We start from the raw sequence: 24,740 nt of genomic DNA on the forward strand, positions 1-24,740 counted from the left end.
GCGCTGTGCACGCACGGCAAGTTCCAGGCCGTCCGCACAGCGGAGCAGTGTCATGTCCGAAGTAAATCTGTCCACCGACGAAACCCGCGTCAGCTACGGTATTGGCCGTCAGCTGGGCGACCAGCTGCGTGACAACCCGCCACCGGGTGTCAGCCTGGACGCGATCCTGGCGGGTCTGACCGACGCATTCGCCGGCAAGCCAAGCCGTGTGGGTCAGGAAGAAATGTCCGCCAGCTTCAAGGTCATCCGTGAAATCATGCAGGCCGAAGCTGCAGCCAAGGCTGAAGCGGCCGCTGGCGAAGGCCTGGCTTTCCTGGCTGAAAACGCCAAGCGTGAAGGCATCACCACTCTGGCTTCCGGCCTGCAGTTCGAAGTTCTGACCGCTGGCGAAGGCGCCAAGCCATCCCGTGAAGACACCGTGCGTACTCACTACCACGGCACCCTGATCGACGGCACTGTGTTCGACAGCTCCTACGAGCGCGGCCAGCCTGCAGAATTCCCGGTTGGCGGCGTGATCGCCGGCTGGACCGAAGCCCTGCAACTGATGAACGCCGGCAGCAAATGGCGCCTGTACGTGCCGAGCGAACTGGCTTACGGCGCTCAAGGCGTTGGCGGCATCCCGCCGCACAGCGTACTGGTGTTCGACGTCGAGCTGCTTGACGTTCTGTAAGGCCCGCTGATTACCTGTAGGAGCGAGCTTGCTCGCGATGGGCGTCAACGATTACGCGGGCATTCTGAATAAACGCGTGTCTTTGAGTTTTTCGCGAGCAAGCTCGCTCCTACAGAGTCTTGCGACGTGTTTCATACTTCGATCTTGTGGTGCAGTGCACTGTGCGGGCGCAATGCCCGGGCATAGCAGAACAGAAACAGATTGCGCACCAGTTCCTTGAGCACCACCGGCTCGCTTGAGCTCAGGCCGTTGACGTCCAGGTCACCCTGGTCCTGCAGCTCGTTCAAGGCTTCTTCTTCCAGTACGGCACAGACTTCCCCGGTTTCCCGATGCAGGATCCTGAGGTATGGGTGTGGGCGGTCCAGCCAGGCATCGATCAAATAAGTCATGGTTCTCATCTCCACTGAGGGTTTTATGAGAATAATTCCTATTCAGTAAATAGCAAGGGCCTATTGGCGGTTTGCGCTTTTTCCTGGGTAAAGATTGCGTCAGGTCAAAAGAACTGGCGCCTGGCTATTACGTGGATTTACCGGGTGAGGCGGGGAGGGCGTTCCATCCCGCGTCGGGCGCAGGATGGATGCAGCAGAATCAGACTTTTCTGACGAACTCGGACTTGAGTTTCATCGGGCCGATGCCGTCGATCTTGCAATCGATGTCGTGATCGCCATCGCACAGGCGGATGTTCTTGACCTTGGTGCCGACCTTGACCACCAGGGACGTACCCTTGACCTTGAGGTCCTTGATCACGGTGATGGTATCGCCGTCCTGCAGGACATTGCCGACCGAATCCTTTTTCACTGTGTCATCGGACGCCGCTTCGGCTTCACCGCTGGCGGACCATTCGTGGGCGCACTCGGGACAGATCAGTTGGGTGCCGTCTTCGTAGGTGTATTCGGAATTGCATTTTGGGCAGGGTGGCAACGTGCTCACTAAGGCTCCTTGGATTCAGGATCGCTAAAAAGCGCACATTATATAGGGTTTTAGAGCCGGAAGGTGGGACTGTAGGAGTCGGCTTGCTGGCGATGCATGCAACCCGGTGTGTCAGGAACACCGTGGTGATGCAATCGCCAGCAAGCCGGCTCCTACGGGGGTCAGTGCGTACGCGCTACCGCGAACTCACTCAGTTCAACCAGCGCATCGCGATATTCGCTGGCGGGCAGCGCTTCGAGGCACTTGATCGCGCGGGCCACATAATCGCGGGCCAGTTGCGCGGTGTACTCCAGCGAACCCGAGGCTTCCACGGCTTCGCGGATGCTTTCCAGGTCTTCGATTCCGCCTTTCTGGATCGCCTTGCGCACCAGGGCGGCCTGCTCCGGCGTTCCTTCGCGCATGGTGTAGATCAGCGGCAGGGTCGGCTTGCCTTCGGCCAGATCGTCACCGACGTTCTTGCCCAGGGTCTCGGCGTCGCCTTTGTAGTCAAGCAGGTCGTCAACCAACTGGAAGGCCACCCCCAGGTGATCACCGAATGTACGCAGGGCTTCGGCCTGTTCCGGCGTGGCTTCGCACAGGGCGGCGGCACTGTGGGTCGAGGCTTCGAAGAGCATCGCGGTCTTGCCGCGGATGACTTCCATGTAGGTTTCTTCGGTGGTGCTGGCGTCACGCACCTTCGACAGCTGCAACACTTCGCCTTCGGCGATGATGCGCGTCGCTTGCGAAAGGATCTTCATCACTGGCATGGAGCCCAGCTCGACCATCATTTCGAAGGAGCGCGAATACAGGAAGTCGCCGACCAGCACGCTTGGCGCGTTGCCCCACATGGCGTTGGCGGTCGAGCGGCCACGGCGCATGCCGGACATGTCGACCACGTCGTCATGCAGCAGGGTGGCGGTGTGCAGGAACTCGATGGTGGCGGCCAACAGGCGCAGCTCGTCGCCTTCACGGCCCAGGGCCTTGCCACACAGCAGCACTAATAAGGGACGCAGGCGTTTGCCGCCGGCCGAGGTGATGTAATCGCCGATTTTCGATACAAGCGGCACCCGCGAAGTCAGCTGCTTCTTGATGATGCCGTCGACGGCGCTAAAATCGTCCGCCACCGCGCGGTAGAAAGCTTGGGGTTGCATCAGCGACAGTCGCTCCAGAAGGGTTGCGCGGCATGCTAGGACCCACGCCAGCAGGTGTCAAGGCGCGATGGACGGCCCCTTGCAAGGCTGGCGTGGCTTGCGTACAATCGCGCACCCTGAACTTCCTGGGCAGCACCTGCCTTACGCAATTGCAAGTGGGCCTCCAGCCCCATGCAGCCATGCCAGCCAATACCTCTTCTTATAAAGAGCTGGGTGAGCAGGATTATCGGAGAAATACCATGTCTTATGCAGTAATCGTTACTGGCGGCAAGCAGTACAAAGTCGCCCCAGGTGAATACCTGAAGATCGAAAAACTGGAAATCGCTACCGGCGAATCCGTTACCTTTGATCGCGTTCTGTTGGTTGCCAACGGTGACGACGTGAATATCGGCGCTCCAGTTGTTGCTGGCGCTACCGTTGTGGCTGAAGTGATCTCCCAAGGTCGTCACGATAAAGTCCGCATCATCAAGTTCCGTCGCCGTAAGCACCACATGAAGCGTATGGGCCACCGCCAGTGGTACACCGAGATCAAAATCACCGGTATTCAGGCTTAATTTCAGCCTAATTCCTCACTAGGAGAATTGAACTCATGGCACACAAAAAAGCTGGTGGTAGTACCCGTAACGGTCGCGACTCAGAAGCCAAACGCCTTGGCGTGAAGATGTATGGCGGCCAGGCTATCAAAGCAGGCAACATCATCGTGCGTCAGCGCGGTACCCAATTCCACGCTGGCTACGGCGTTGGCATGGGTAAAGATCACACCCTCTTCGCTAAAGTCGAAGGCGTGATCAAGTTCGAAGTAAAAGGCGCCTTCGGTCGTCGTTACGTGAGCGTAGTCGCAGCTTAATTGCGCGATCGCTGGAAAAGCCCTGTCTCGCGACGGGGCTTTTTCGTTTGTGGGGGGTGAGTCTCTTGCAAAGCTGTTTGTATGGGCTGTCGGCGTACGATGTAGGTGTCGTGGTTTGGGGTCGCTGCGCTCATTTTTGCAAGAGTCTTATGTCTTGATTGTTTTTCGGCTCGTCCGTATGGCGAGAGGCGTTTGTTATGAAGTTTGTTGATGAAGTATCGATTCGAGTAAAGGCCGGTGACGGCGGCAATGGCTGCATGAGTTTCCGTCGCGAAAAATTCATCGAAAACGGTGGTCCGAACGGTGGTGATGGTGGTGATGGCGGTTCCATCTACATGATGGCCGACGAAAACCTCAATACCCTGGTGGACTACCGTTACACCCGGCACTTCGATGCCGAGCGTGGCTCCAACGGCGGCAGCACCGACTGCACCGGCAAGAAGGGCGAGGATCTGATCCTGCGTGTACCGGTGGGTACCACGGTGATCGACTCGGCCACTCAGGAAGTAATTGGCGACCTGACCAAGGCGGGCCAGAAACTGCTGGTTGCACACGGCGGCTGGCACGGCTTGGGCAACACCCGTTTCAAATCCAGTACCAACCGTGCGCCACGCCAGACTACGCCAGGCAAGCCGGGCGAGCAGCGTGACCTGAAACTGGAAATGAAAGTGCTGGCGGACGTGGGTCTACTGGGCTTGCCGAACGCCGGCAAAAGCACCTTTATCCGTTCGGTATCGGCCGCCAAGCCGAAAGTGGCCGACTACCCGTTCACCACGCTGGTGCCGAACCTGGGTGTGGTCAGCGTCGATCGCTGGAAGAGCTTTGTGGTCGCGGACATTCCGGGCCTGATCGAAGGGGCTTCCGACGGCGCGGGCCTGGGGATTCGCTTCCTCAAGCACTTGTCGCGTACTCGCCTGCTGTTGCACCTCGTCGACATGGCGCCGCTGGATGAAACCAGTGCCCCGGACGCCGCCGAAGTCATCGTCAGCGAGCTGACCAAGTTCAGCCCGTCCCTGGCTGAGCGTGATCGCTGGTTGATCCTGAACAAGTGCGACCAGATTCTTGATGAGGAGCACGATGCTCGCGTCAAGGAGATCGTCGATCGCCTGGAGTGGACCGGTCCGGTCTACGTGATCTCGGCAATTGCCAAGCAGAACACCGAGCGCCTGTGCCACGACATCATGCGTTACCTGGAAGATCGTGCCGATCGCCTGGCCAACGATCCTGCCTACAAGGAAGAGCTGGCCGAACTCGATCAGCGCATCGAAGATGAAGCCCGTGCCCAGTTGCAGGCGCTGGACGACCAGCGTGCGCTGCGTCGCAGTGGCGTGAAGTCGGTCCACGACATCGGCGACGATGATTGGGACGAAGAGGATGTGGATGACGAAGACGGTCCGGAAATCATTTACGTGCGTGACTGATTCGTTGCGATAAACTTAAGCGCCGCTCAATCGAGCGGCGTTTTAGTATCTGTAAATCGTTGGTCGCGAATAGCCACGAATAACGTCACGGGCAGTGCCAGGTCGCGCTGTCCTCAAGCTAAGGTTGAAGATGATGCGGAGCAAGGTGACAGGTGCGCAGCGTTGGGTCGTGAAGATCGGCAGCGCTTTGCTGACGGCGGACGGCAAGGGCCTGGATCGCGCGGCAATGGGTGTCTGGGTTGAGCAGATGGTGGCCTTGCATGAGGCGGGTGTCGAGCTGGTGCTGGTGTCCTCCGGGGCGGTGGCGGCCGGTATGAGCCGCTTGGGCTGGACTTCGCGACCCAGTGCGATGCACGAGCTTCAGGCCGCTGCTGCAATCGGCCAGATGGGGCTGGTGCAGGCCTGGGAATCGAGCTTTGCCGAACACGGCCGGCATACCGCGCAGATTCTCCTGACCCACGACGACCTGTCCGACCGCAAGCGCTACCTGAATGCCCGCAGTACCTTGCGCGCATTGGTCGAGCTCAAGGTCATTCCGGTCATCAACGAGAATGACACCGTGGTCACCGACGAAATCCGTTTCGGCGACAACGACACCCTGGCGGCGCTGGTGGCGAACCTGGTCGAGGCTGACTTGCTGGTGATCCTGACGGATCGCGATGGCATGTTCGACGCCGATCCGCGCAACAATCCGGATGCCCAGCTGATTTACGAAGCGCGTGCCGATGATCCGGCACTCGATGCGGTGGCGGGCGGTACGGGCGGGGCGCTGGGGCGTGGCGGTATGCAGACCAAGCTGCGCGCGGCGCGACTGGCGGCCCGTTCCGGTGCTCACACGATCATCGTCGGTGGGCGGCTTGAACGTGTGCTGGATCGCCTCAAGGCGGGCGAGCGCATCGGCACCCTGCTGTCGCCGGAGCGCGGCATGCTGGCAGCGCGCAAGCAGTGGCTGGCCGGTCATCTGCAAACCCGTGGCACCCTGGTGCTGGATGCTGGTGCGGTGATCGCGTTGTCCCAAGGCAACAAGAGCTTGCTGCCGGTTGGGGTCAAATTGGTGCAGGGCAGCTTCCGTCGCGGCGAGATGGTGGTTTGCGTGGCGCCGGACGGTCGTGAGATTGCCCGTGGCCTGGCCAACTACAGTGCGCTGGAAGCGCAAAAAATCATCGGTCAGTCGTCCGAGGCGATTGTCGGTCTGCTGGGTTACATGGCGGAGCCGGAACTGGTTCACCGCGATAACCTGATCCTGGTCTGAAGGAATACCTGAATGCGTGTGGCAAAAGGATTGTTGGGATTGCTGTTGGCGATGCCGCTGCTGGCTTCGGCCGAGGAAATCGGCCAGGTGTCGACGGTGTTCAAGTTCGTCGGGCCAAATGACCGGATCGTGGTCGAGGCTTTTGATGATCCCAAGGTCGAGGGTGTGACCTGCTACCTGTCGCGCGCCAAGACGGGCGGGGTCAAGGGTGGTCTTGGATTGGCCGAAGATCGTGCCGAGGCGTCCATCGCCTGCCGGCAGGTCGGGCCGATCAGCTTCAAGGGTGAGCTCAAGGATGGTGATGAGGTGTTCAAGGAGCGCACGTCCCTGGTGTTCAAGACCATGCAGGTGGTGCGCTTCCTCGACAAGAAGCGCAATACGCTGGTGTACCTGGTGTACAGCGATCGCTTGATCGAGGGCAGTCCGCAGAATGCGGTGACGGCGATTCCGATCTTGCCGTGGGCGCACGTCCAGTAATTTGACTCAAAACAAACTGTGGGAGCGGGCTTGCTCGCGAAGGCGGTGTGTCAGGCAAACTGTATCGCCTGAAAGGACGCCTTCGCGAGCAAGCCCGCTCCCACAGTTTTTTGTGTGTTCATTAAATCGTAGGCAATAAAAAACCGACCCTGAGGTCGGTTTTTTAATGAACGTGTCGCTTAGGCAGCAGCGGCAACGTTCAGGGCCTTCACGTGGCCATTCAGGCGGCTCTTATGACGAGCGGCCTTGTTCTTGTGGATGATGCCTTTATCGGCCATACGGTCGATAACTGGCACAGCCAGAACGTAAGCGGCTTGAGCTTTGGCAGCGTCTTTTGCGTCGATGGCCTTAACTACATTCTTGATGTAGGTACGAACCATGGAACGCAGGCTGGCGTTGTGGCTGCGACGCTTCTCAGCCTGTTTTGCACGTTTTTTGGCGGAAGGTGAGTTGGCCACCGTCGAGCTCCTCGAAAGACTTTTTAGGAAATAGCAAACAAAATAGGCCGCGAATCATGCCGATGAGTTGAAGTCTTGTCAAGGGCGCTTGAAACGTTCCGCTAAGTGGTAGGCGTGGTGCGACGGGATATTTCTTTCCGGCGTGTGACCTGTAAACTCGCGAGCTTTGGCTCTGTGCTGTTGCGGCGCGGAGTATCGCACAAGTAGGCGCGTAGTTCGCCTGCTGTTTATCGACAGGCACAAACTCTTTCCATGAATCTGCTCAAATCGTTGGCCGCCGTCAGCTCTATCACGATGCTTTCCCGGATTCTGGGATTTGTCCGAGACACCCTCATCGCACGCGCATTTGGCGCAGGAATGGCGACTGACGCCTTCTTTATCGCCTTCAAATTGCCCAATCTGCTGCGGCGAATCTTTGCCGAAGGGGCGTTTTCCCAGGCGTTCGTGCCGATTCTTGCCGAATATAAAAGCCAGCAGGGTGAAGAGGCGACGCGTACCTTCATCGCCTACGTCTCGGGCCTGCTGACGCTGGTGCTGGCGCTGGTCACGGCGTTGGGCATGATCGCCGCGCCGTGGGTCATCTGGGTCACCGCGCCGGGTTTCACCGACACGCCGGAAAAATTCGAACTGACCTCAAGTCTGTTGCGGGTGACCTTTCCCTACATCCTGCTGATTTCCCTGTCGTCGTTGGCCGGCGCGATCCTCAATACCTGGAACCGCTTTTCGGTGCCGGCCTTCGTGCCGACCCTGCTGAACGTCAGCATGATCATCTTTTCGGTGTTTTTGACGCCGTACTTCGATCCGCCCGTCATGGCGCTCGGCTGGGCGGTACTGGTCGGCGGGCTGGCGCAGTTGCTCTATCAGCTACCGCACCTGAAAAAGATCGGCATGCTCGTACTGCCGCGCCTGAACCTGCGTGACAGCGGTGTGTGGCGCGTCATGAAGCAAATGTTGCCGGCCATTCTCGGTGTCTCGGTGAGCCAGATTTCGTTGATCATCAACACTATCTTCGCGTCTTTCCTGGTGGCCGGTTCCGTGTCGTGGATGTATTACGCCGACCGTTTGATGGAGCTGCCGTCCGGGGTGTTGGGCGTGGCGCTGGGGACAATTCTGCTGCCGACCCTGGCCAAGACTTACGCCAGCAAGGATCGCCACGAATACTCGCGCATCCTCGATTGGGGCCTGCGTCTATGTTTCGTGCTGGTATTGCCTTGCGCCCTGGCGCTGGGGGTTCTGGCCGAACCGCTGACGGTTTCCCTGTTCCAGTATGGTCAGTTCGATGCCCATGATGCGGCCATGACCCAGCGTGCGTTGATCGCCTATTCCGTCGGGTTGCTCGGGATTATCGTGATTAAAGTGCTAGCACCGGGCTTTTATGCGCAACAAAACATCCGCACGCCGGTGAAGATCGCAATTTTTACGCTGGTCGTCACTCAGTTGTTTAACCTGTTGCTGATTGGTCCTCTGGCTCACGCGGGGCTGGCGCTCGCCATCAGCGCCGGCGCCTGCCTCAATGCGGGGTTGCTCTTCTATCAACTGCGTAAACAGCAGATGTACCAGCCGCAACCGGGCTGGGCAAAGTTCGGCTTCAAGCTGGTGATTGCGGTGGCGGTGATGTCTGGCGTGTTACTGGCAGGGATGCATTTCATGCCGGCCTGGGGTGAGGGGCAGATGCTTGAGCGTTTCCTGCGTCTGGGTGCCTTGGTCGTTGCCGGTGTGGTGGCCTATTTCGGCATGTTAGTGTTGATGGGCTTCCGTTTGCGCGACTTCAATCGCAAGACGCTTGGCTGAGGTTGCGGCCTCGATAAACACGGGCGGGCCGGCGGTTTTGTCGGCTCGATCACTTTGGGTTACGGTGTTGCCTGTCGTCGGCCGCCGGGTGTGGTTATAATCGACCACTTTATGAGCAAGAAGCGCGTTATGCAGCTGGTTCGAGGCCTCCACAATCTGCGCCCCCAGCATCGGGGCTGTGTCGCCACTATTGGCAACTTTGACGGTGTACACCGTGGCCACCAGGCTATCCTGGCGCGGCTGCGTGAGCGTGCGCTCGAGTTGGGCGTGCCCAGTTGCGTGGTGATTTTCGAGCCGCAACCGCGCGAGTTCTTCGCGCCGGAGACCGCACCGGCCCGTCTGGCCCGTCTGCGGGACAAGCTGCAATTGTTGGCCGCCGAAGGCGTCGACCGCGTTCTGTGCCTGGCTTTCAACCAGCGCCTGAGCAAACTCAGCGCCAGCGAGTTCGTCGATACCATTCTGGTCGATGGCCTGGGTGTCCAGCACCTGGAGGTCGGTGATGACTTCCGTTTCGGTTGTGATCGCGCGGGAGATTTCGATTTCCTGCAACAGGCCGGCATCCTTCAGGGATTTACCGTCGAAGCGGCGCAAACCGTCGAGCTGGATGGTATCCGGGTCAGCAGCACACAGGTCCGCAATGCCCTGGCCGCTGCGGATTTCGCCCTGGCCGAACGCCTCCTCGGGCGGCCGTACCGGATCGCTGGTCGCGTATTGCATGGCCAGAAACTCGCTCGGCAGTTGGGTACGCCCACGGCCAACATACAACTCAAGCGCCGTCGCGTACCGTTCACCGGGGTTTACCTGGTGGACGTCGAGATCGACGGCAAGACCTGGCCCGGCGTCGCCAATATCGGCGTGCGGCCCACGGTTCAAGGTGATGGCAAAGCCCACCTGGAAGTGCATCTTTTAGATTTTGCCGGCGATCTGTATGACCGGCGTTTAACGGTGGTTTTCCACCACAAGCTGCGTGAAGAGCAGCGTTTCGCCTCTCTGGAGGCACTGAAAACGGCGATCAGCGCGGATGTCGCCGCCGCCCGTGCACTAGCCGCACCTAGCGCCCATCGCTAATGAAGAGCCTTAAATGACCGACTATAAAGCCACGCTAAACCTTCCGGACACCGCCTTCCCAATGAAGGCCGGCCTGCCACAGCGCGAACCGCAGATCCTGCAGCGCTGGGACAGTATTGGCCTGTACGGAAAGTTGCGCGAGATTGGCAAGGATCGTCCGAAGTTCGTATTGCACGACGGCCCTCCGTACGCCAACGGCACGATTCACATCGGTCATGCGCTGAACAAGATTCTCAAGGACATGATCATCCGCTCGAAGACCCTGTCGGGCTTCGACGCGCCTTATGTCCCGGGCTGGGACTGCCACGGCCTGCCGATCGAGCACAAGGTCGAGGTGACCCACGGCAAGAACCTGGGCGCGGACAAGACCCGCGAACTGTGCCGAGCCTATGCCACCGAGCAGATCGAAGGGCAGAAATCCGAGTTCATCCGTCTGGGCGTGCTGGGCGACTTCGCCAACCCGTACAAGACCATGGACTTCAAGAACGAGGCCGGGGAAATCCGTGCCCTGGCTGAAATCGTCAAGGGCGGATTCGTGTTCAAGGGCTTGAAGCCCGTGAACTGGTGCTTCGACTGCGGTTCGGCCCTGGCTGAAGCGGAAGTCGAGTACGAGAACAAAAAGTCCTCGACCATCGACGTGGCCTTCCCGATTGCCGACGAAGCCAGGCTGGCTGCCGCCTTCGGTCTGCCTGCCCTGGGCAAGCCGGCCTCGATCGTGATCTGGACCACTACCCCGTGGACCATCCCGGCCAACCAGGCGTTGAACGTCCACCCGGAATTCAACTACGCCCTGGTCGACGTCGGTGACAAACTGCTGGTTCTGGCTGAAGAGCTGGTCGAGTCGTGCCTGGCGCGCTACTCGCTGGAAGGTTCGGTGATCGCTACCGCTGCTGGTTCGGCGCTGGAACTGATCAACTTCCGTCACCCGTTCTACGACCGCCTGTCGCCGGTGTACCTGGCCGACTACGTCGAGCTGGGCGCAGGCACTGGCGTGGTTCACTCCGCACCGGCCTATGGCGTGGACGACTTCGTGACCTGCAAGAAGTACGGCATGGTCAACGACGACATTCTCAACCCGGTACAAAGCAACGGCGTGTACGTGCCTTCGCTGGAGTTCTTCGGCGGCCAGTTCATCTGGAAGGCCAACCCGGCCATCGTCGACAAATTGACCGAAGTCGGTGCGTTGCTGCACACCACCGTCATCGAACATAGCTACATGCACTGCTGGCGCCACAAGACCCCGCTGATCTACCGCGCCACCGCGCAGTGGTTCATCGGCATGGACAAGCAGCCGACCACCGGCGACACCCTGCGTGTACGTTCGCTCAAGGCCATTGAAGACACCAGGTTCGTCCCGGCCTGGGGCCAGGCGCGCCTGCACTCGATGATCGCCAACCGTCCGGACTGGTGCATCTCCCGTCAGCGCAACTGGGGCGTGCCGATCCCGTTCTTCCTGAACAAGGAAAGCGGCGAACTGCACCCACGCACCGTCGAGCTGATGGAAGAGGTTGCCAAGCGCGTCGAAGTCGAAGGCATCGAAGCCTGGTTCAAGCTGGACGCCGCCGAGCTGCTGGGCGCCGAAGCGCCGCAGTACGACAAGATCAGCGACACCCTGGACGTCTGGTTCGATTCGGGTACCACGCACTGGCACGTCCTGCGTGGTTCGCACCCGATGGGCCATGAAACCGGCCCGCGCGCCGACCTGTACCTGGAAGGCTCGGACCAACACCGCGGCTGGTTCCACTCGTCGCTGCTGACCGGTTGCGCCATCGACAACCACGCGCCGTACCGCGAACTGCTGACCCACGGTTTCACCGTCGACGAGTCCGGCCGCAAGATGTCCAAGTCCCTGGGCAACGTGATCGCGCCGCAGAAAGTCAACGACACCCTGGGCGCCGACATCATGCGTCTGTGGGTTGCCTCGACCGATTACTCGGGTGAAATGGCGGTTTCCGAGCAGATCCTGCAACGCAGTGCGGACGCCTACCGGCGTATCCGTAACACCGCGCGCTTCCTGCTGTCGAACCTGACCGGTTTCAACCCGGCCACCGACCTGCTGCCGGCCGAAGAAATGCTGGCACTGGACCGTTGGGCCGTGGATCGCACCCTGCTGCTGCAACGCGAGCTGCAAGAGCATTACAGTGAATACCGCTTCTGGAACGTGTACTCGAAGATCCACAACTTCTGCGTGCAGGAGCTGGGTGGCTTCTATCTCGACATCATCAAGGATCGCCAGTACACCACCGGCGCCGACAGTAAGGCCCGTCGTTCGTGCCAGACCGCGCTGTTCCACATCTCCGAAGCGCTGGTGCGCTGGATCGCGCCGATTCTGGCGTTCACCGCCGACGAACTGTGGCAGTACCTGCCGGGCGAGCGTAACGAGTCCGTCATGCTCAACACCTGGTACGAAGGCCTGAGCGAACTGCCGGAAGGCTTCGAGCTGGGTCGCGCCTACTGGGACCGCATCATGGAAGTGAAGGTTGCGGTCAACAAAGAGATGGAAATCCAGCGTGCAGCCAAGGCTGTCGGTGGCAACCTGCAAGCCGAAGTGACGCTGTTCGCCGAAGACGCGTTGACTGCCGACCTGGCCAAGCTGAGCAACGAGCTGCGCTTCGTGCTGATCACGTCAACTGCCAGCGTTGCACCGTTTGTGAAGGCACCAGAGGACGCGGTCGTTACCGAAGTCAGCGGCCTGAAGCTGAAGATCGTCAAGTCGGCCCACGCCAAATGCGCCCGTTGCTGGCACTGCCGCGAAGACGTCGGCGTGAACCCGGAGCATCCGGAAATCTGCGGTCGTTGCGTGGACAACATCAGCGGCGCTGGCGAGGTCCGTCACTATGCCTAATGCCGTTGGCCGTTTCGGACGGCTGAGCTGGCTCTGGTTGAGTTTGCTGGTCCTGGTCATCGACCAGGCCAGCAAGTTCTACTTCGAAGGCAAGCTCCAGATGTACCAGCAGATCGTGATCATCCCCGATTACTTCAGCTGGACCCTGGCCTACAACACTGGTGCGGCGTTCAGCTTCCTGGCTGACAGCTCCGGCTGGCAGCGCTGGCTGTTCGCCTTGATCGCGGTGGTGGTCAGTGCGGTGCTGGTGGTGTGGCTCAAGCGTCTGGGGCGCAACGAGACCTGGCTGGCGGTCGCGCTGGCGCTGGTGCTCGGCGGCGCGCTGGGCAATCTGTATGACCGCATTGCCTTGGGCCATGTGATCGATTTCATTCTGGTGCATTGGCAGAACCGCTGGTATTTCCCGGCGTTCAACTTTGCCGACAGTGCAATCACGGTAGGTGCTGTCATGCTGGCACTGGATATGTTCAAAAGTAAAAAGACCGGAGAAACCGTTCATGACTGAACAGGTATTGGCTGAGCAACGCATCGGCCAGAACACGGAAGTCACCTTGCATTTCGCATTGCGCCTGGAGAATGGCGACACGGTGGACAGCACCTTCGACAAAGCCCCTGCGACCTTCAAGGTCGGTGACGGCAACCTGTTGCCAGGTTTCGAAGCAGCCCTGTTCGGTTTCAAGGCCGGTGACAAGCGTACACTGAGCATCGAGCCGGAAAACGCCTTCGGCCAGCCGAACCCGCAAAACGTGCAGATCATTCCGCGCTCGCAGTTTGCAGACATGGAGCTTTCGCCGGGTTTACTGGTGATCTTCAACGATGCGGCCAATACTGAACTGCCGGGCGTGGTGAAAGAGTTCGACGACGCGCAAGTGACCATCGACTTCAACCACCCGCTGGCGGGCAAGACGCTGACCTTTGACGTGGAAATCATTTCCGTCAAAGCGCTGTAATCGCTTTTCTGTAGGAGCCGGCTTGCCGGCGATGAGGCCTCGGAGCCTTGTGGTGAATCCAGTGGCCCCATCGCTGGCAAGCCAGCTCCTACAGTAAGTTGCAATGATCCAATTTCCTGCGCGCAAGACACGAGGCACAGCATGCAAATCAAACTCGCCAACCCCCGTGGTTTCTGCGCCGGTGTGGACCGGGCGATCGAAATCGTCAACCGCGCCCTGGAAGTTTTCGGGCCGCCGATCTATGTGCGCCACGAAGTGGTCCACAACAAATTTGTCGTCGAAGACCTGCGCTCCCGTGGCGCGATCTTCGTCGAAGAACTGGATCAGGTGCCGGACGACGTCATTGTGATCTTCAGTGCACACGGCGTTTCCCAGGCCGTGCGCAGCGAAGCGGCTGGCCGCGGGCTGAAAGTGTTCGATGCCACGTGCCCGCTGGTGACCAAAGTCCACATCGAAGTGGCGCGTTACAGCCGTGACGGCCGGGAGTGCATTCTCATCGGCCACGCCGGTCACCCGGAAGTCGAAGGCACCATGGGCCAGTACGATGCCAGCAATGGTGGCGCGATCTATCTGGTCGAAGACGAGAAAGATGTCGCGGCGTTGCAGGTGAACAACCCTGAAAAGCTCGCCTTCGTGACCCAGACCACCTTGTCGATGGACGATACCAGTCGCGTTATCGACGCCCTGCGTTCGCGCTTCCCGGCCATCGGCGGACCGCGCAAGGACGACATTTGCTACGCCACGCAAAACCGTCAGGATGCGGTCAAGCAACTGGCCGACGAGTGCGACGTGGTGCTGGTGGTCGGCAGCCCGAACAGTTCCAACTCCAATCGCTTGCGCGAGCTGGCAGAGCGCATGTCCACTCCGGCCTACCTGATCGACGGTGCCGAAGACCTGCAAAAGAGCTGGTTCGACGGCGTCGAGCGTATCGGCATCACTGCTGGCGCATCCGCCCCGGAAGTCCTGGTGCGCGGCGTGATCCAGCAGTTGCAGGCCTGGGGGGCCACCGGTGCCGATGAACTGGCCGGTCGCGAGGAGAACATCACGTTCTCGATGCCTAAAGAACTGCGCGTTCGCTCGTTGCTCTGAATTCAGTCCTTTTTTCGCATAACGCCTCCTCAGCCTTGTTGTTGCGCAGGCTGACGCGACCGGTCCGTGCCAACACCACTTGGTGTTGGCTTACCGGCTCGCGAACGGCGCAAATGTGTAACGTTCCTCCAATCAGTGCTTCGCCCTGACCTCTGAATCGTATTGAGCTTTCGACCGAACCGTTCCCCGCAATCGACACGGGTACGCTGCTCTGGCGTTCGGCCAACAATGGATTGTCGCTGTCCATCTCCCCCTTGCCGCTGATATCCAGGATCATCCGCCAGCCTTGGCTCCAGTCGCCATTGATGCCGTGAATCACCACGGCCTGGTTGCGGACGATGGCTTCGCTCCGGGCGGTGCGAATACCACTGAAAAGAGCCTGCGCCGCTTGCTGTCTTTGGTTCGACTCGATCAGCGTTGCGAACGCCGGAGTAACCAGAAGCAGAACAATTCCTGTAATTGCCAGTCCCATGAGCAGTTCGATCAGGCTGAAGCCGTGTTGCCGCATGATATTTCCCTCCGTGGCGTGCTGTGGCTCGCGCAATCCGTGCGCGAGAAATGGCAACGCACAGCATCGTTCGAACGTTGTGCTGCGCAACAGCAGGTATAGCCGAAGGAAACAGAAGGGCCCGATGGAGCATCGTACAAAAGGTTTCACGCTGATCGAGTTGCTGATCGCGCTCGCGATTCTTCTGATCCTGCTCACCATGGCCGTCCCGGCGTTTACCCGCTCGACGCAAACAACCAGGGCTGATACCGAAATCGCGGACCTGCAGCGAGCGTTGAATGTGGCCCGACTCGAAGCCATCGATCGGGGCAATACCACGCGGGTGCGGCCGACAGCTGGCGGGAGTGTCTGGAGTGGGGAGCTGGCGATTTACGACGGTACTGGCGCTTTGGCCAATGTATTGCGGGTTGTTCCGGCGATGAGCAACGGCGCAACTCTGGCGCTAACCTCTGGCGTCACTGCTATCGATTTCAACAGTCTGGGCGGATTGTCATCGCCGTCCTCGGAGGTGGTGATCAGCTATGGGCGGGGAGCACAAAGCAGGACGCTGACAGTGTGTTTGAACGGACGAATTCTATTGGGTGGACGTTGCGGATGAGGGCAGGGATGCAAGGCTCGCAGGAGGGTATGACGCTGGTCGAAGTCCTGGTGGCGTTAGTCATTCTGGGAGTGGGGTTGCTGGGCGCAGCGGCGTTTCAGCTCAATGCGCTGAAGTACACGGACAGCGCGCGCATGACCAGTCAGGCCAGTTTTATCGCTTACGACATGCTGGACCGCATTCGCGCCAACGCCGCTGCGGACTACACCATTGCGCCTCCGGCTTCGGGCAATCCAGACGTTGCCCGGGATCAGGACCTCTTTGACTTCAATGCCAACATTGTCAGCTCACTCGGCGCCACCGCGACCGGCAGTGTCACCGTCAATCAGCAGCTGTACACCATCACGATCAACTGGGACGACTCACGGGCCGCGAAGACTGCCGAATCGCGGCGCAGCTTCGTCCTGACCAGCCGCACGGCCGTCGATCCGGGGGCGACCCCATGACTCGTTGCAGCAAAGGCTTCGGCCTGGTCGAGTTGCTGATCGCCCTGGCATTGAGCCTGATCGTGGTGCTCGGCGTGGTGCAGGTTTTCATCGCGGCCAAGAACACCTATCTCAGTCAGAGTGCGGCCGCGAACATGCAGGAGGATGCACGTTTTGTGTTGAGCAAAATGATTAAGGAAATCCGCATGGTCGGGATGTTCGGTTGTCTGGAAACGATCACTGATTCAAGTGAGAAAGGTGATTTCCATGCCAGTCGTACAACGCCGATTCGTTGGGACAACGGCGGCCGCCAGTTGACGCTGGTGATGTCGGATGTCGGCAGCAATGGCGACAAGCCGGACTGGACCGTGCTTTCTGATTGTAGAACCCATTCGACGGCCTACAGTGAAGGTCGGACGCCAGCGGTAGGGCAGCAGGCATTTCCGATCCGGCGGCTGACTTACAGGTTCAGCAACAACCAGTTGCTCATGAAGGGCGGGGCCGCAGCACCCCAGGTACTGGTGGACAACGTCGGCGCTTTCGACGTGAGCTTCGGCTTGGCCAGTACGGCCACTGATCTGGCTGCATCCCGCTACAGCAGCAACCCGCCGGATCCCGCGCTGATTCGTAGCGTTCGCCTGAGCCTGACCCTCACCGATCCGAGCCGCCGGGTGAGTGATCAAACCTTCAACGTGGTTGCCGCACTGCGCAACCGCTTGCCATGAGGGAATGCCATTGAATCGTTCTCCCGTGACATATCACACCCAGCGCGGCATGGCGCTGCTGGTCAGTCTGGTGTTCTTGCTCTTGCTGACGCTGATAGGGCTCTCCTCGATGCAGAGCGCGACCCTGCAGGAAAAAATGGCCGGTAGCGTCGCCTTGCACAACCAGTCGTTTCAGAGCGCCGAGGCAGCATTGCGGGTGGGCGAGAGTGGAGTGCAACGGGACAGTTATGCGCTACCTGTTTGCAGCGGCATCGTTCAATGTGCACCACCGTCCGAGTCCTCGACTATCACCGCAGCCGGCTTCAACGCCACTTCCGGAGTGACCTGGATTGCATCGGGCAAGGGTTTTTATGGCGTGCAAAACATCGGTGTCAGCAAGAAGGCGGTGAATGTGCCAATCAATACCTCGGCGACCTTGTATCGGGTAACGGCAGTCGGCATCGCGGGTCATTCGCGCAGTGTGGTGGAGAGTATCTATGCGAAGTACTGAGCGACCTGTCAGGTTATGGTCACACCTGCTCGGCGTCGTGGTCGCGCTTGACCTGTCAATGTCGGCGCATGCAGTCACGCCAGCGGATTCGATAGCGCTGAACCGGCCAACCTGTCTGGCGAATGGCAACTGGTACGGTTTCTATCATGGCAATCAGGGCTTGAAAGCCGTCTGCCTGAAGCTGCCCGAAGCGATCAGCGTTAAGATGCTCGACAGCAACGCCGATGGCGTGGTCGACAACCTCGACACGCTGTCCGATGGTGTGATCTTTGTCGGAGAGCATTCGACCCAGGATACCGGCGACAATGGCGGGGTCGTAAACGATTCCACTGGCGACGATGCGCCGGGGATGGAAAAATCCGGCGGCAGCCGTCGCATCATGTGGCGACAAATACAGTAAGTGAGAGTTGAGGCATGCGTAGTTCCAACCGCGGTTTTACCCTGATCGAAATCATGATCGTGATTGCGATCATCGGGATTGTCATGACCATTGCCGCACCGAGTTTCACCGAGTACCTGAGCAAGGGCCGTCGCGCGGAAGTGGCGGGTCTGCTTTCGGAGCAGGCGCAGCTCCTGGAGCGCTTCTACTCGCAGAAAAATGTCTACACCGATGCGACGGGCCTCAGCGCCGGCAATGACTACTACAGCATTACTCCAGCCCTGACCGACCAGACCTTTCTGCTGACGGCGGTACGCAAGGCTGACTCAAGCATGGCCACGGACAAATGCGGTGATCTGACCATCACCAACACCGGTGTGCTCGGTATGGTCAATGCGAAGTCCGGCCTGACCAGCAAAGACTGCTGGGGGCGCTGAGTTTCCTTTTCGGGTGCCTTTTGCACCCTCTGTCTATTTAACGATTGGATCAGAACATGACCAGGCAACAGCAAGTGGTGATTGTCGGCGGTGGAGTGATTGGCTTGCTGACGGCCTTCAATCTCGCCTCCGAAGTGCAAAGCGTTGTGCTTCTGGATCGCTCGAACGTCGGTCAGGAGTCGTCCTGGGCCGGTGGCGGCATCGTTTCGCCGCTTTACCCGTGGCGCTACAGCCCGGCGGTCACCGCGTTGGCTCACTGGTCCCAGGACTTTTATCCACAACTGGGCGAGCGCTTGTTCGCCGCCACCGGTGTTGATCCTGAAGTGCATACCACCGGTCTGTATTGGCTGGATCTGGATGACGAGGCTGAAGCGCTGGCATGGGCCGCCCGGGAGCATCGTCCGTTGAGTGCCGTGGATATCTCGGCGGCACACGACGCCGTACCGGTGCTGGGCAGCGGTTTTTCCCGGGCGATCTACATGGCCGATGTCGCCAACGTGCGTAACCCGCGCCTGGTGAAGGCGCTCAAGGCCGCGTTGCTGGCGCTGCCGAACGTGACGATCCATGAGCAGTGCGAGGTCAGCGGGTTTGTTCGTGACGGCAACAAAGTGGTCGGCGTGCAGACCGCCACAGGCGCTGTTCTCGGCGATCAGATCGTCCTGACGGCAGGAGCCTGGAGCGGTGAATTGCTCAAGTGTCTTGAACTGACGCTGCCGGTCGAGCCGGTGAAAGGGCAGATGATTCTCTACAAGTGCGCGGCGGATTTCCTGCCAAGCATGGTCCTGGCCAAGGGCCGTTATGCGATTCCCCGGCGCGACGGACACATACTGATCGGGAGTACGCTGGAGCATGAAGGTTTTGACAAGACGCCGACCGGGTTGGCACTGGAAAGCCTGAAGGCGTCGGCGGTGGAATTGATTCCGGCACTGGCCGATGCCGAAGTGGTGGGGCACTGGGCCGGATTGCGCCCGGGATCACCCGAGGGCATTCCCTATATCGGCCCGGTGCCGGGGTTTGAGGGGCTCTGGCTCAACTGTGGGCATTACCGTAACGGACTGGTGTTGGCGCCGGCGTCATGTCAGTTGTTTGCCGATGTGATGCTGGGTCGTACGCCGATTATCGATCCGACGCCTTATGCGCCTGTCGGAAGACTGTGAACAAAACGCAAAAGATCGCAGCCTCAATCCAGCCCCAATTTCTTGAGCCTGTAACGCATCGACCTGAATGACAGATTCAACCGCTGAGCCGCCGCCGTGCGGTTCCAGCGGGTTTCCTCCAGGGCCTGGAGCAGCAGTTGGCGTTCGACGTTTTCCAGATAGGTGTCCAGATTGTCTATCCGGGCCAGGTCCGGCATTCCACCTTCAGCTGCGCAATTGCCTTCAGCCAGGCGCAGGTCACCGGCTTCGATCTGATTGTCCTCGCACAAGGTGTGAGCCCGTTCGAGCATATTTTCCAGTTCCCGCACATTGCCCGGGAAGCGATAGCTTTTCAGCGCATCGAGGGCTTGGGAGTGGAGTCTGGCTGCCTGTTGAGCCGTATCGGCGGCCAGGCGCTTGAGTATGTGGCTGGCCAGCATCTCGATGTCATCACGACGTTCGCGCAGGGGCGGCACCCGGAGTTCGATCACATTCAAACGGTAGTAAAGATCATGCCGAAATCGCCCGGCGGCGACTTCGACGCCAAGGTCTTTGTGTGTGGCGCAGAGAATGCGCACATCTACCGCCACCTCCTGTTGCCCGCCGACGCTGCGTACGGCTTTCTCCTGAATGGCGCGTAGCAGTTTGACTTGCATGGCCAGCGGCAGGTCGGCCACTTCGTCGAGGAGCAGGGTGCCGCCGTGAGCGGCCTGGAACAGACCGGGTTTGTCTTCGATGGCGCCGCTGAAGCTGCCTTTGCGGTGGCCAAAAAACTCGCTCTCCAACAGCTCAGAGGGAATCGCCGCGCAGTTGATCGCAATGAACGGCTGCTTGGCGCGGGGGCTTTGATCATGGATCAGGCGCGCGACCAATTCCTTGCCACTGCCGGATTCTCCGCTGATGTATACCGTCGCATGACTGTTGGCCAGTTTGGTGATGTGCTTGCGCAGGTTGCGCATGGGTAATGAGTTGCCCAGCAAACGGCGATCGATGTCGACCCCGCGGGCAGGAAGCAGCAGGGCGCTGGTGACCAGTTCACGCAGGCGCGTAAGGTCCACCGGTTTGGTCAGGAAGTCGAATGCTCCGGCCTTGAGCACATTGATAGCGGTTTCGAGACTGGCATAGGCGGTGATCATCGCCACCTGGACCTGAGGGTGACGTTGCTGGATGTGCTGGACCAATTCCAGGCCGGTGCCATCCGGCAATTGCATGTCGGTCAGGCAGAGATCGAATGTTTCGCTTTTCAGCAGCGATTGCGCTTCGACGACATTGCGGGCGTTGAACGTCTCCAGTTTCATCCTTCCGAGGGTGATTTCCAGGAGTTCGCGTATGTCTGGTTCGTCATCGACGATCAAGACTTTTTGTCGTGGTCTCGTGTTCAAACTAGGTTCCGTCCGTGAGCAAAGGTCATGCAAAAGCAGCCGCTTTCCTGGCGTGCCTTGAAGTCTAGGCGGGACGGAGTACTTTCGCCCGGCTGGCCGGACAGATAAAGCCCCGGGCCCTTGAGAGGCGGGCCAGGGGCGTCGTGATGGAGTATTTCCAGGGATTTCAGGTCAAGCCATGGCGGCGACATTGGCGCGCGGCGATGCAGGTGCAGGACGTTTTCGATTACCCGGTTCATTCGCAGAGAGTAGTCTTGAATAATCTGCGTGAGACGTCACTCGATGCCTTTCAGTTCCTTGGGTGTCAGCGATAGTCCTCGATCGGCCGCCATTTCGGGAGCGTGTCAGCGGCCACTTGAACCCTTGTCCTGCTCGAGATGAGCCTGGCTGCAATACCACCGTTGGTCGAGGCTCAGCGCGCGGTCACGGGGCAGGTGAACGCCGCAATGGGCGCAGCGGACCATGGGCGCCGCTTCCCGTTCGGCAGGGGACCTGGGGGTGGAAGCCTGCCCCTTGAATTTACGCCAGAACCATACGGCAGCGGCAATCAGGGCAATCCAGAACAATAAACGAAGCATGGTGAGCTGCTTTTTGACTAGTGATTAGCTAGTTTAGCCAAGGACATGGCCAGCGCACAGCCTAATGGCTTATGTAGGAGCGAGCTTGCTCGCGATGGTCTCAAGGACGACGCGTTTATTCAGACAAAGCGCGTTAACGTTGACGTCCATCGCGAGCAAGTCTCCCTTTTTGCACAGCCCGAGGTGTCAGTCGAACACGCCGAAGGTCATGTAGCTGAACCACGAGCGGTCGCTGTTGTTGCCTTCCGCTTCGTGATTTTCTTCTTCGATCGCTTCGCCATTGCCGTCTTTAGGCTTGAGTTCGGACGGAATTGCATCCTTGGCGTCCTGGAACTGCTTCTGTACGTCCTGGTTGGCGCGGGTTTCGCCCGGTGGCAGCGGCGGGCGGGATTCGATCAGGCCCAGGGTCGCCTTGCTCAGCCACGAACGGTTGTCGGCTTCGGCCACGGTCGGTACGAACTGGCCGTCTACCAGCGTCGGGTGGTTCGGGTAGTTGAGCTTCAGGGTTTCCAGGCTGGTGGCAGCCAGCTCGTCCAGGTGCAGGCGCTGATAGGCCTCGGTCATCACCGCCAGGCCGTCGCCGACCGAAGGGGTTTCCTGGAAGTTTTCCACCACGTAACGACCGCGGTTTGCCGCTGCGACATAGGCCTGACGGGTCAGGTAGTAGTCGGCCACGTGAATTTCGTAGGCCGCCAGCAGGTTGCGCAGGTAAATCATGCGCTGCTTGGCATCCGGCGCGTAACGGCTGTTCGGGAAGCGGCTGGTCAGTTGGGCGAACTCGTTATAGGAGTCGCGGGCGGCGCCAGGGTCACGCTTGGTCATGTCCAGCGGCAGGAAACGCGCCAGCAGGCCGACGTCCTGGTCGAAAGAAGTCAGGCCTTTGAGGTAGTAGGCATAATCGACGTTCGGATGCTGAGGGTGCAGACGAATGAAGCGCTCAGCCGCGGACTTGGCCGCTTCTGGCTCGGTGTTCTTATAGTTGGCGTAGATGAGTTCGAGTTGCGCCTGATCGGCATAGCGACCGAACGGATAACGCGACTCCAGAGCCTTCAGCTTGGCGATGGCGCTGGTGTAGCTACTGTTGTCCAGGTCATTTTGAGCCTGTTGGTACAGCTCGACTTCACTGAGGTTTTCGTCTACGACTTCCTTCGATGAGCAAGCAGCGGTCAATGCGAGGATGGCGATCAGCAGCAGGTGTTTCACTTGCATGGCGGCTTGCGTCCCTATGACGGCCGCTGTCTTGGGCGTGGCCGTCCTGTTATGATGAGCGCCCCGTTGAAAAGCCTCGGGGCAAAAGACGCCGTATTTAACCACAAGCGCGCAGCCGAAACCAAAGGCTGTGCCGACGCCTAGTCTGAGCATGTCCGATAAAATTGAACTTCGCGCAGAGGTGCCGTCCGAATTGGGCGGCCAACGCCTCGATCAAGTCGCCGCACAATTATTCGCTGAGCACTCGCGCTCGCGCCTTTCCGCCTGGATCAAAGACGGCCGCCTGACTGTGGATGGGGCGGTTATCCGCCCGCGAGACATCGTCCATGGCGGCGCCATCCTTGAGTTGACTGCCGAGCAGGAAGCTCAGGGCGAATGGGTCGCTCAAGACATAGCCCTGGATATCGTCTACGAAGACGACGACATCCTGGTGATCAACAAGCCTGCGGGCCTTGTGGTGCACCCGGCTGCCGGTCATGCCGACGGCACCTTGCTCAACGCCTTGCTGCACCACGTGCCGGACATCATCAATGTGCCCCGCGCCGGTATCGTGCATCGCCTGGACAAGGACACCACCGGTCTGATGGTGGTGGCCAAGACCATTCAGGCGCAGACGCAGTTGGTGACGCAGTTGCAGAGCCGCAGCGTCAGCCGGATCTACGAGTGCATCGTGATCGGTGTGGTGACAGCCGGTGGCAAGATCAACGCGCCGATCGGTCGTCACGGCCAGCAACGCCAGCGCATGGCCGTGATGGAAGGTGGCAAGCAAGCCGTCAGCCATTACCGCGTGCTCGAGCGCTTCCGCTCCCACACTCACGTGCGGGTGAAGCTGGAAACCGGTCGTACGCACCAGATTCGCGTGCACATGGCGCACATCAACTACCCGTTGGTCGGAGATCCCGCCTATGGCGGTCGTTTCCGTATTCCGCCGGCCGCCAACCCGACCATGGTCGAGTCGCTGAAGAACTTCCCGCGTCAGGCGCTGCATGCGCGTTTCCTGGAACTGGATCATCCGACCACCGGTAAGCGCATGAGCTGGGAATCGCCGTTGCCGGAAGACTTCGTCTGGCTGCTGACCCTGCTCAAGCAAGACCGCGAGGCGTTCATCGGATGAGTGACTGGCTGATTCCTGACTGGCCCGCGCCGGCCAGGGTCAAAGCCTGTGTGACCACCCGTGCGGGCGGCGTCAGTGTGGCGCCGTTCGACAGCCTCAACCTCGGCGATCACGTAGACGACAACCCTGAAGCGGTTGCCGAGAATCGCCGTCGTCTTACCGATCATTTCTCCATTCAACCGGCCTGGCTGCAGCAGGTCCACGGCATTGTCGTGGCTCATGCCGATCCGGGCCGGGTGGACACGGCTGATGCCAGCTGGACGTCGACACCCGGTATCGCCTGTGCGGCAATGACTGCCGACTGCCTGCCAGCGCTGTTCTGCGACCGCGCCGGCACTCGTGTCGCGGCGGCCCATGCCGGTTGGCGCGGGTTGGCGGCAGGCGTGCTGGAAGCGACGCTCGATACGCTGGACGTTGCGCCCGAAGATGTATTGGTCTGGCTCGGCCCGGCCATCGGCCCGCAAGCCTTTGAAGTCGGCCCGGAAGTGCGCGAGACCTTCGTCGAGCAATTACCGCAAGCGGCTGAGGCTTTTGTGCCGAGCCAAAACCCCGGCAAGTTCATGGCCGACATCTATAGGCTGGCGCGCTTGCGTCTGGCCGCTCGCGGTGTCACCGCCGTTTATGGTGGCGGGTTCTGCACCGTGACCGATCCGCGCTTCTTTTCTTACCGCCGTGCGCCTCGCACTGGTCGGTTTGCCTCCTTGGTTTGGCTCGAACGCTAGACTTGTCTGATCTGCATCAACGTCACGACGCTTGAAACTCCCAGAATCGACCGCATCTATTGTGGTATCTGGCAGGTTTCTTCATTCAGGATGTTTTATAGGTCCGGCC

29 protein-coding genes are annotated in these 24,740 nt (G+C 59.8%); 21 read left to right on the top strand and 8 right to left on the bottom strand.

The features are described from left to right. Nucleotides 1-52: 52 nt before the first annotated feature. Nucleotides 53-670 carry an FKBP-type peptidyl-prolyl cis-trans isomerase gene (locus tag AB7M25_RS04590; protein ID WP_007970907.1) on the top strand — a complete coding sequence of 206 codons (618 nt, stop codon included), beginning with the start codon at nt 53-55 and terminating at the stop codon, nt 668-670. A gap of 131 nt (nt 671-801) precedes the next feature. Here AB7M25_RS04590 and AB7M25_RS04595 read toward each other — a convergent pair whose 3' ends face one another. From AB7M25_RS04595 to AB7M25_RS04605, 3 genes are all read right to left on the bottom strand, one after another. After that, a complete protein-coding gene (locus tag AB7M25_RS04595; protein WP_429383778.1) occupies nt 802-1,059 on the bottom strand; it encodes a PA4570 family protein in 258 nt (85 codons plus the stop codon). 199 nt (nt 1,060-1,258) lie between these two features. After that, entirely contained in the window at nt 1,259-1,600 is a 342-nt protein-coding gene (locus tag AB7M25_RS04600) for a zinc ribbon domain-containing protein YjdM (RefSeq protein WP_007970912.1), read from the bottom strand. Nucleotides 1,601-1,761: 161 nt separating this feature from the next. Then, complete coding sequence (locus tag AB7M25_RS04605; protein ID WP_007970914.1) at nt 1,762-2,730, bottom strand: polyprenyl synthetase family protein; 969 nt, start codon at nt 2,728-2,730, stop codon at nt 1,762-1,764. A 239-nt stretch (nt 2,731-2,969) separates the two neighbouring features. Here AB7M25_RS04605 and rplU point away from each other — a divergent pair, with 239 nt between their 5' ends. From rplU to AB7M25_RS04630, 5 genes are all read left to right on the top strand, one after another. Further along, a complete protein-coding gene (gene rplU, locus AB7M25_RS04610) occupies nt 2,970-3,284 on the top strand; it encodes a 50S ribosomal protein L21 (protein ID WP_003176051.1) in 315 nt (104 codons plus the stop codon). A gap of 35 nt (nt 3,285-3,319) precedes the next feature. Next, nucleotides 3,320-3,577 carry a 50S ribosomal protein L27 gene (rpmA, locus tag AB7M25_RS04615; RefSeq protein ID WP_003281574.1) on the top strand — a complete coding sequence of 86 codons (258 nt, stop codon included), beginning with the start codon at nt 3,320-3,322 and terminating at the stop codon, nt 3,575-3,577. A gap of 197 nt (nt 3,578-3,774) precedes the next feature. Continuing rightward, entirely contained in the window at nt 3,775-4,998 is a 1,224-nt protein-coding gene (gene cgtA / locus AB7M25_RS04620; RefSeq protein ID WP_007970919.1) for an Obg family GTPase CgtA, read from the top strand. 133 nt (nt 4,999-5,131) lie between these two features. Then, nucleotides 5,132-6,250, top strand: a complete 1,119-nt coding sequence (gene proB, locus AB7M25_RS04625) for a glutamate 5-kinase (protein WP_223463612.1) — start codon at nt 5,132-5,134, stop codon at nt 6,248-6,250. A 12-nt stretch (nt 6,251-6,262) separates the two neighbouring features. After that, nucleotides 6,263-6,727 (top strand): CreA family protein, encoded by a 465-nt coding sequence (locus AB7M25_RS04630; protein WP_150701499.1) that lies wholly within the window; start codon nt 6,263-6,265, stop codon nt 6,725-6,727. Nucleotides 6,728-6,906: 179 nt separating this feature from the next. Here the strand turns inward: AB7M25_RS04630 and rpsT are convergent, their stop codons facing one another. Continuing rightward, nucleotides 6,907-7,185, bottom strand: coding sequence for a 30S ribosomal protein S20 (gene rpsT / locus AB7M25_RS04635; RefSeq protein WP_007970922.1), 279 nt, complete (start codon nt 7,183-7,185; stop codon nt 6,907-6,909). 252 nt (nt 7,186-7,437) lie between these two features. Between rpsT and murJ the strand changes: the two genes are divergently transcribed. The 6 genes from murJ to ispH all read left to right on the top strand — a co-directional run bounded on the left by murJ (nt 7,438) and on the right by ispH (nt 14,928). Next, nucleotides 7,438-8,976 (top strand): murein biosynthesis integral membrane protein MurJ, encoded by a 1,539-nt coding sequence (murJ, locus tag AB7M25_RS04640; RefSeq protein ID WP_454237023.1) that lies wholly within the window; start codon nt 7,438-7,440, stop codon nt 8,974-8,976. Between the two features lie 129 nt (nt 8,977-9,105). After that, nucleotides 9,106-10,044, top strand: coding sequence for a bifunctional riboflavin kinase/FAD synthetase (ribF, locus tag AB7M25_RS04645; RefSeq protein ID WP_104451400.1), 939 nt, complete (start codon nt 9,106-9,108; stop codon nt 10,042-10,044). Nucleotides 10,045-10,057: 13 nt separating this feature from the next. Continuing rightward, a complete protein-coding gene (gene ileS, locus AB7M25_RS04650) occupies nt 10,058-12,889 on the top strand; it encodes an isoleucine--tRNA ligase (RefSeq protein WP_429383772.1) in 2,832 nt (943 codons plus the stop codon). After that, on the top strand, nt 12,882-13,394 hold the full coding sequence (gene lspA, locus AB7M25_RS04655; RefSeq protein WP_007970932.1) for a signal peptidase II: 513 nt from the start codon (nt 12,882-12,884) through the stop codon (nt 13,392-13,394). Before ileS ends, lspA begins: the two co-directional genes overlap by 8 nt. 7 nt (nt 13,395-13,401) lie before the next feature. Then, entirely contained in the window at nt 13,402-13,839 is a 438-nt protein-coding gene (gene fkpB, locus AB7M25_RS04660) for an FKBP-type peptidyl-prolyl cis-trans isomerase (protein ID WP_172435717.1), read from the top strand. A gap of 141 nt (nt 13,840-13,980) precedes the next feature. Next, the gene (gene ispH / locus AB7M25_RS04665) at nt 13,981-14,928 is read left to right on the top strand and encodes a 4-hydroxy-3-methylbut-2-enyl diphosphate reductase (RefSeq protein WP_015096888.1); all 948 of its coding nucleotides are present in this window, start codon (nt 13,981-13,983) and stop codon (nt 14,926-14,928) included. On the opposite strand, the gene AB7M25_RS04670 is transcribed toward ispH, so the two are convergent. Further along, entirely contained in the window at nt 14,897-15,436 is a 540-nt protein-coding gene (locus AB7M25_RS04670; RefSeq protein ID WP_454237024.1) for a GspH/FimT family pseudopilin, read from the bottom strand. The two genes, ispH and AB7M25_RS04670, sit on opposite strands and share 32 nt — an antisense overlap. Nucleotides 15,437-15,560: 124 nt before the next feature. On the opposite strand from AB7M25_RS04670, the gene AB7M25_RS04675 reads away from it, so the two are divergent. From AB7M25_RS04675 to thiO, 7 genes are read left to right on the top strand one after another with little or no spacing between them, the layout of a single operon-like run. After that, nucleotides 15,561-16,034, top strand: a complete 474-nt coding sequence (locus tag AB7M25_RS04675; protein WP_429383767.1) for a GspH/FimT family pseudopilin — start codon at nt 15,561-15,563, stop codon at nt 16,032-16,034. Then, on the top strand, nt 16,031-16,480 hold the full coding sequence (pilV, locus tag AB7M25_RS04680; protein WP_429383765.1) for a type IV pilus modification protein PilV: 450 nt from the start codon (nt 16,031-16,033) through the stop codon (nt 16,478-16,480). Before AB7M25_RS04675 ends, pilV begins: the two co-directional genes overlap by 4 nt. Further along, nucleotides 16,477-17,184 carry a PilW family protein gene (locus AB7M25_RS04685; protein ID WP_429383763.1) on the top strand — a complete coding sequence of 236 codons (708 nt, stop codon included), beginning with the start codon at nt 16,477-16,479 and terminating at the stop codon, nt 17,182-17,184. The genes pilV and AB7M25_RS04685 overlap by 4 nt, the downstream gene beginning before the upstream one ends. 4 nt (nt 17,185-17,188) lie before the next feature. Continuing rightward, the gene (locus AB7M25_RS04690; protein WP_454237025.1) at nt 17,189-17,674 is read left to right on the top strand and encodes a pilus assembly PilX family protein; all 486 of its coding nucleotides are present in this window, start codon (nt 17,189-17,191) and stop codon (nt 17,672-17,674) included. Nucleotides 17,675-17,732: 58 nt separating this feature from the next. After that, complete coding sequence (locus AB7M25_RS04695; protein WP_454237026.1) at nt 17,733-18,074, top strand: hypothetical protein; 342 nt, start codon at nt 17,733-17,735, stop codon at nt 18,072-18,074. Between the two features lie 14 nt (nt 18,075-18,088). Continuing rightward, on the top strand, nt 18,089-18,490 hold the full coding sequence (locus AB7M25_RS04700) for a type IV pilin protein (RefSeq protein ID WP_429519018.1): 402 nt from the start codon (nt 18,089-18,091) through the stop codon (nt 18,488-18,490). Between the two features lie 56 nt (nt 18,491-18,546). Beyond that, nucleotides 18,547-19,647: a glycine oxidase ThiO gene (gene thiO, locus AB7M25_RS04705; RefSeq protein ID WP_454237027.1), complete on the top strand. Its 1,101-nt coding sequence runs from the start codon at nt 18,547-18,549 to the stop codon at nt 19,645-19,647. 23 nt (nt 19,648-19,670) lie between these two features. On the opposite strand, the gene AB7M25_RS04710 is transcribed toward thiO, so the two are convergent. From AB7M25_RS04710 to AB7M25_RS04720, 3 genes are all read right to left on the bottom strand, one after another. Next, nucleotides 19,671-21,008, bottom strand: a complete 1,338-nt coding sequence (locus AB7M25_RS04710; protein WP_429561305.1) for a sigma-54-dependent transcriptional regulator — start codon at nt 21,006-21,008, stop codon at nt 19,671-19,673. 344 nt (nt 21,009-21,352) lie between these two features. Then, a complete protein-coding gene (locus AB7M25_RS04715; protein WP_429372515.1) occupies nt 21,353-21,586 on the bottom strand; it encodes a PP0621 family protein in 234 nt (77 codons plus the stop codon). Between the two features lie 186 nt (nt 21,587-21,772). Next, nucleotides 21,773-22,795: an outer membrane protein assembly factor BamD gene (locus AB7M25_RS04720; RefSeq protein ID WP_104451412.1), complete on the bottom strand. Its 1,023-nt coding sequence runs from the start codon at nt 22,793-22,795 to the stop codon at nt 21,773-21,775. A gap of 151 nt (nt 22,796-22,946) precedes the next feature. Between AB7M25_RS04720 and rluD the strand changes: the two genes are divergently transcribed. Continuing rightward, nucleotides 22,947-23,909 carry a 23S rRNA pseudouridine(1911/1915/1917) synthase RluD gene (gene rluD / locus AB7M25_RS04725; RefSeq protein ID WP_007990414.1) on the top strand — a complete coding sequence of 321 codons (963 nt, stop codon included), beginning with the start codon at nt 22,947-22,949 and terminating at the stop codon, nt 23,907-23,909. Then, on the top strand, nt 23,906-24,631 hold the full coding sequence (pgeF, locus tag AB7M25_RS04730; RefSeq protein ID WP_454237028.1) for a peptidoglycan editing factor PgeF: 726 nt from the start codon (nt 23,906-23,908) through the stop codon (nt 24,629-24,631). Before rluD ends, pgeF begins: the two co-directional genes overlap by 4 nt. Nucleotides 24,632-24,740 lie beyond the last annotated feature (109 nt).

The organism is Pseudomonas sp. AP3_22 TE3818, from assembly GCF_053628995.1.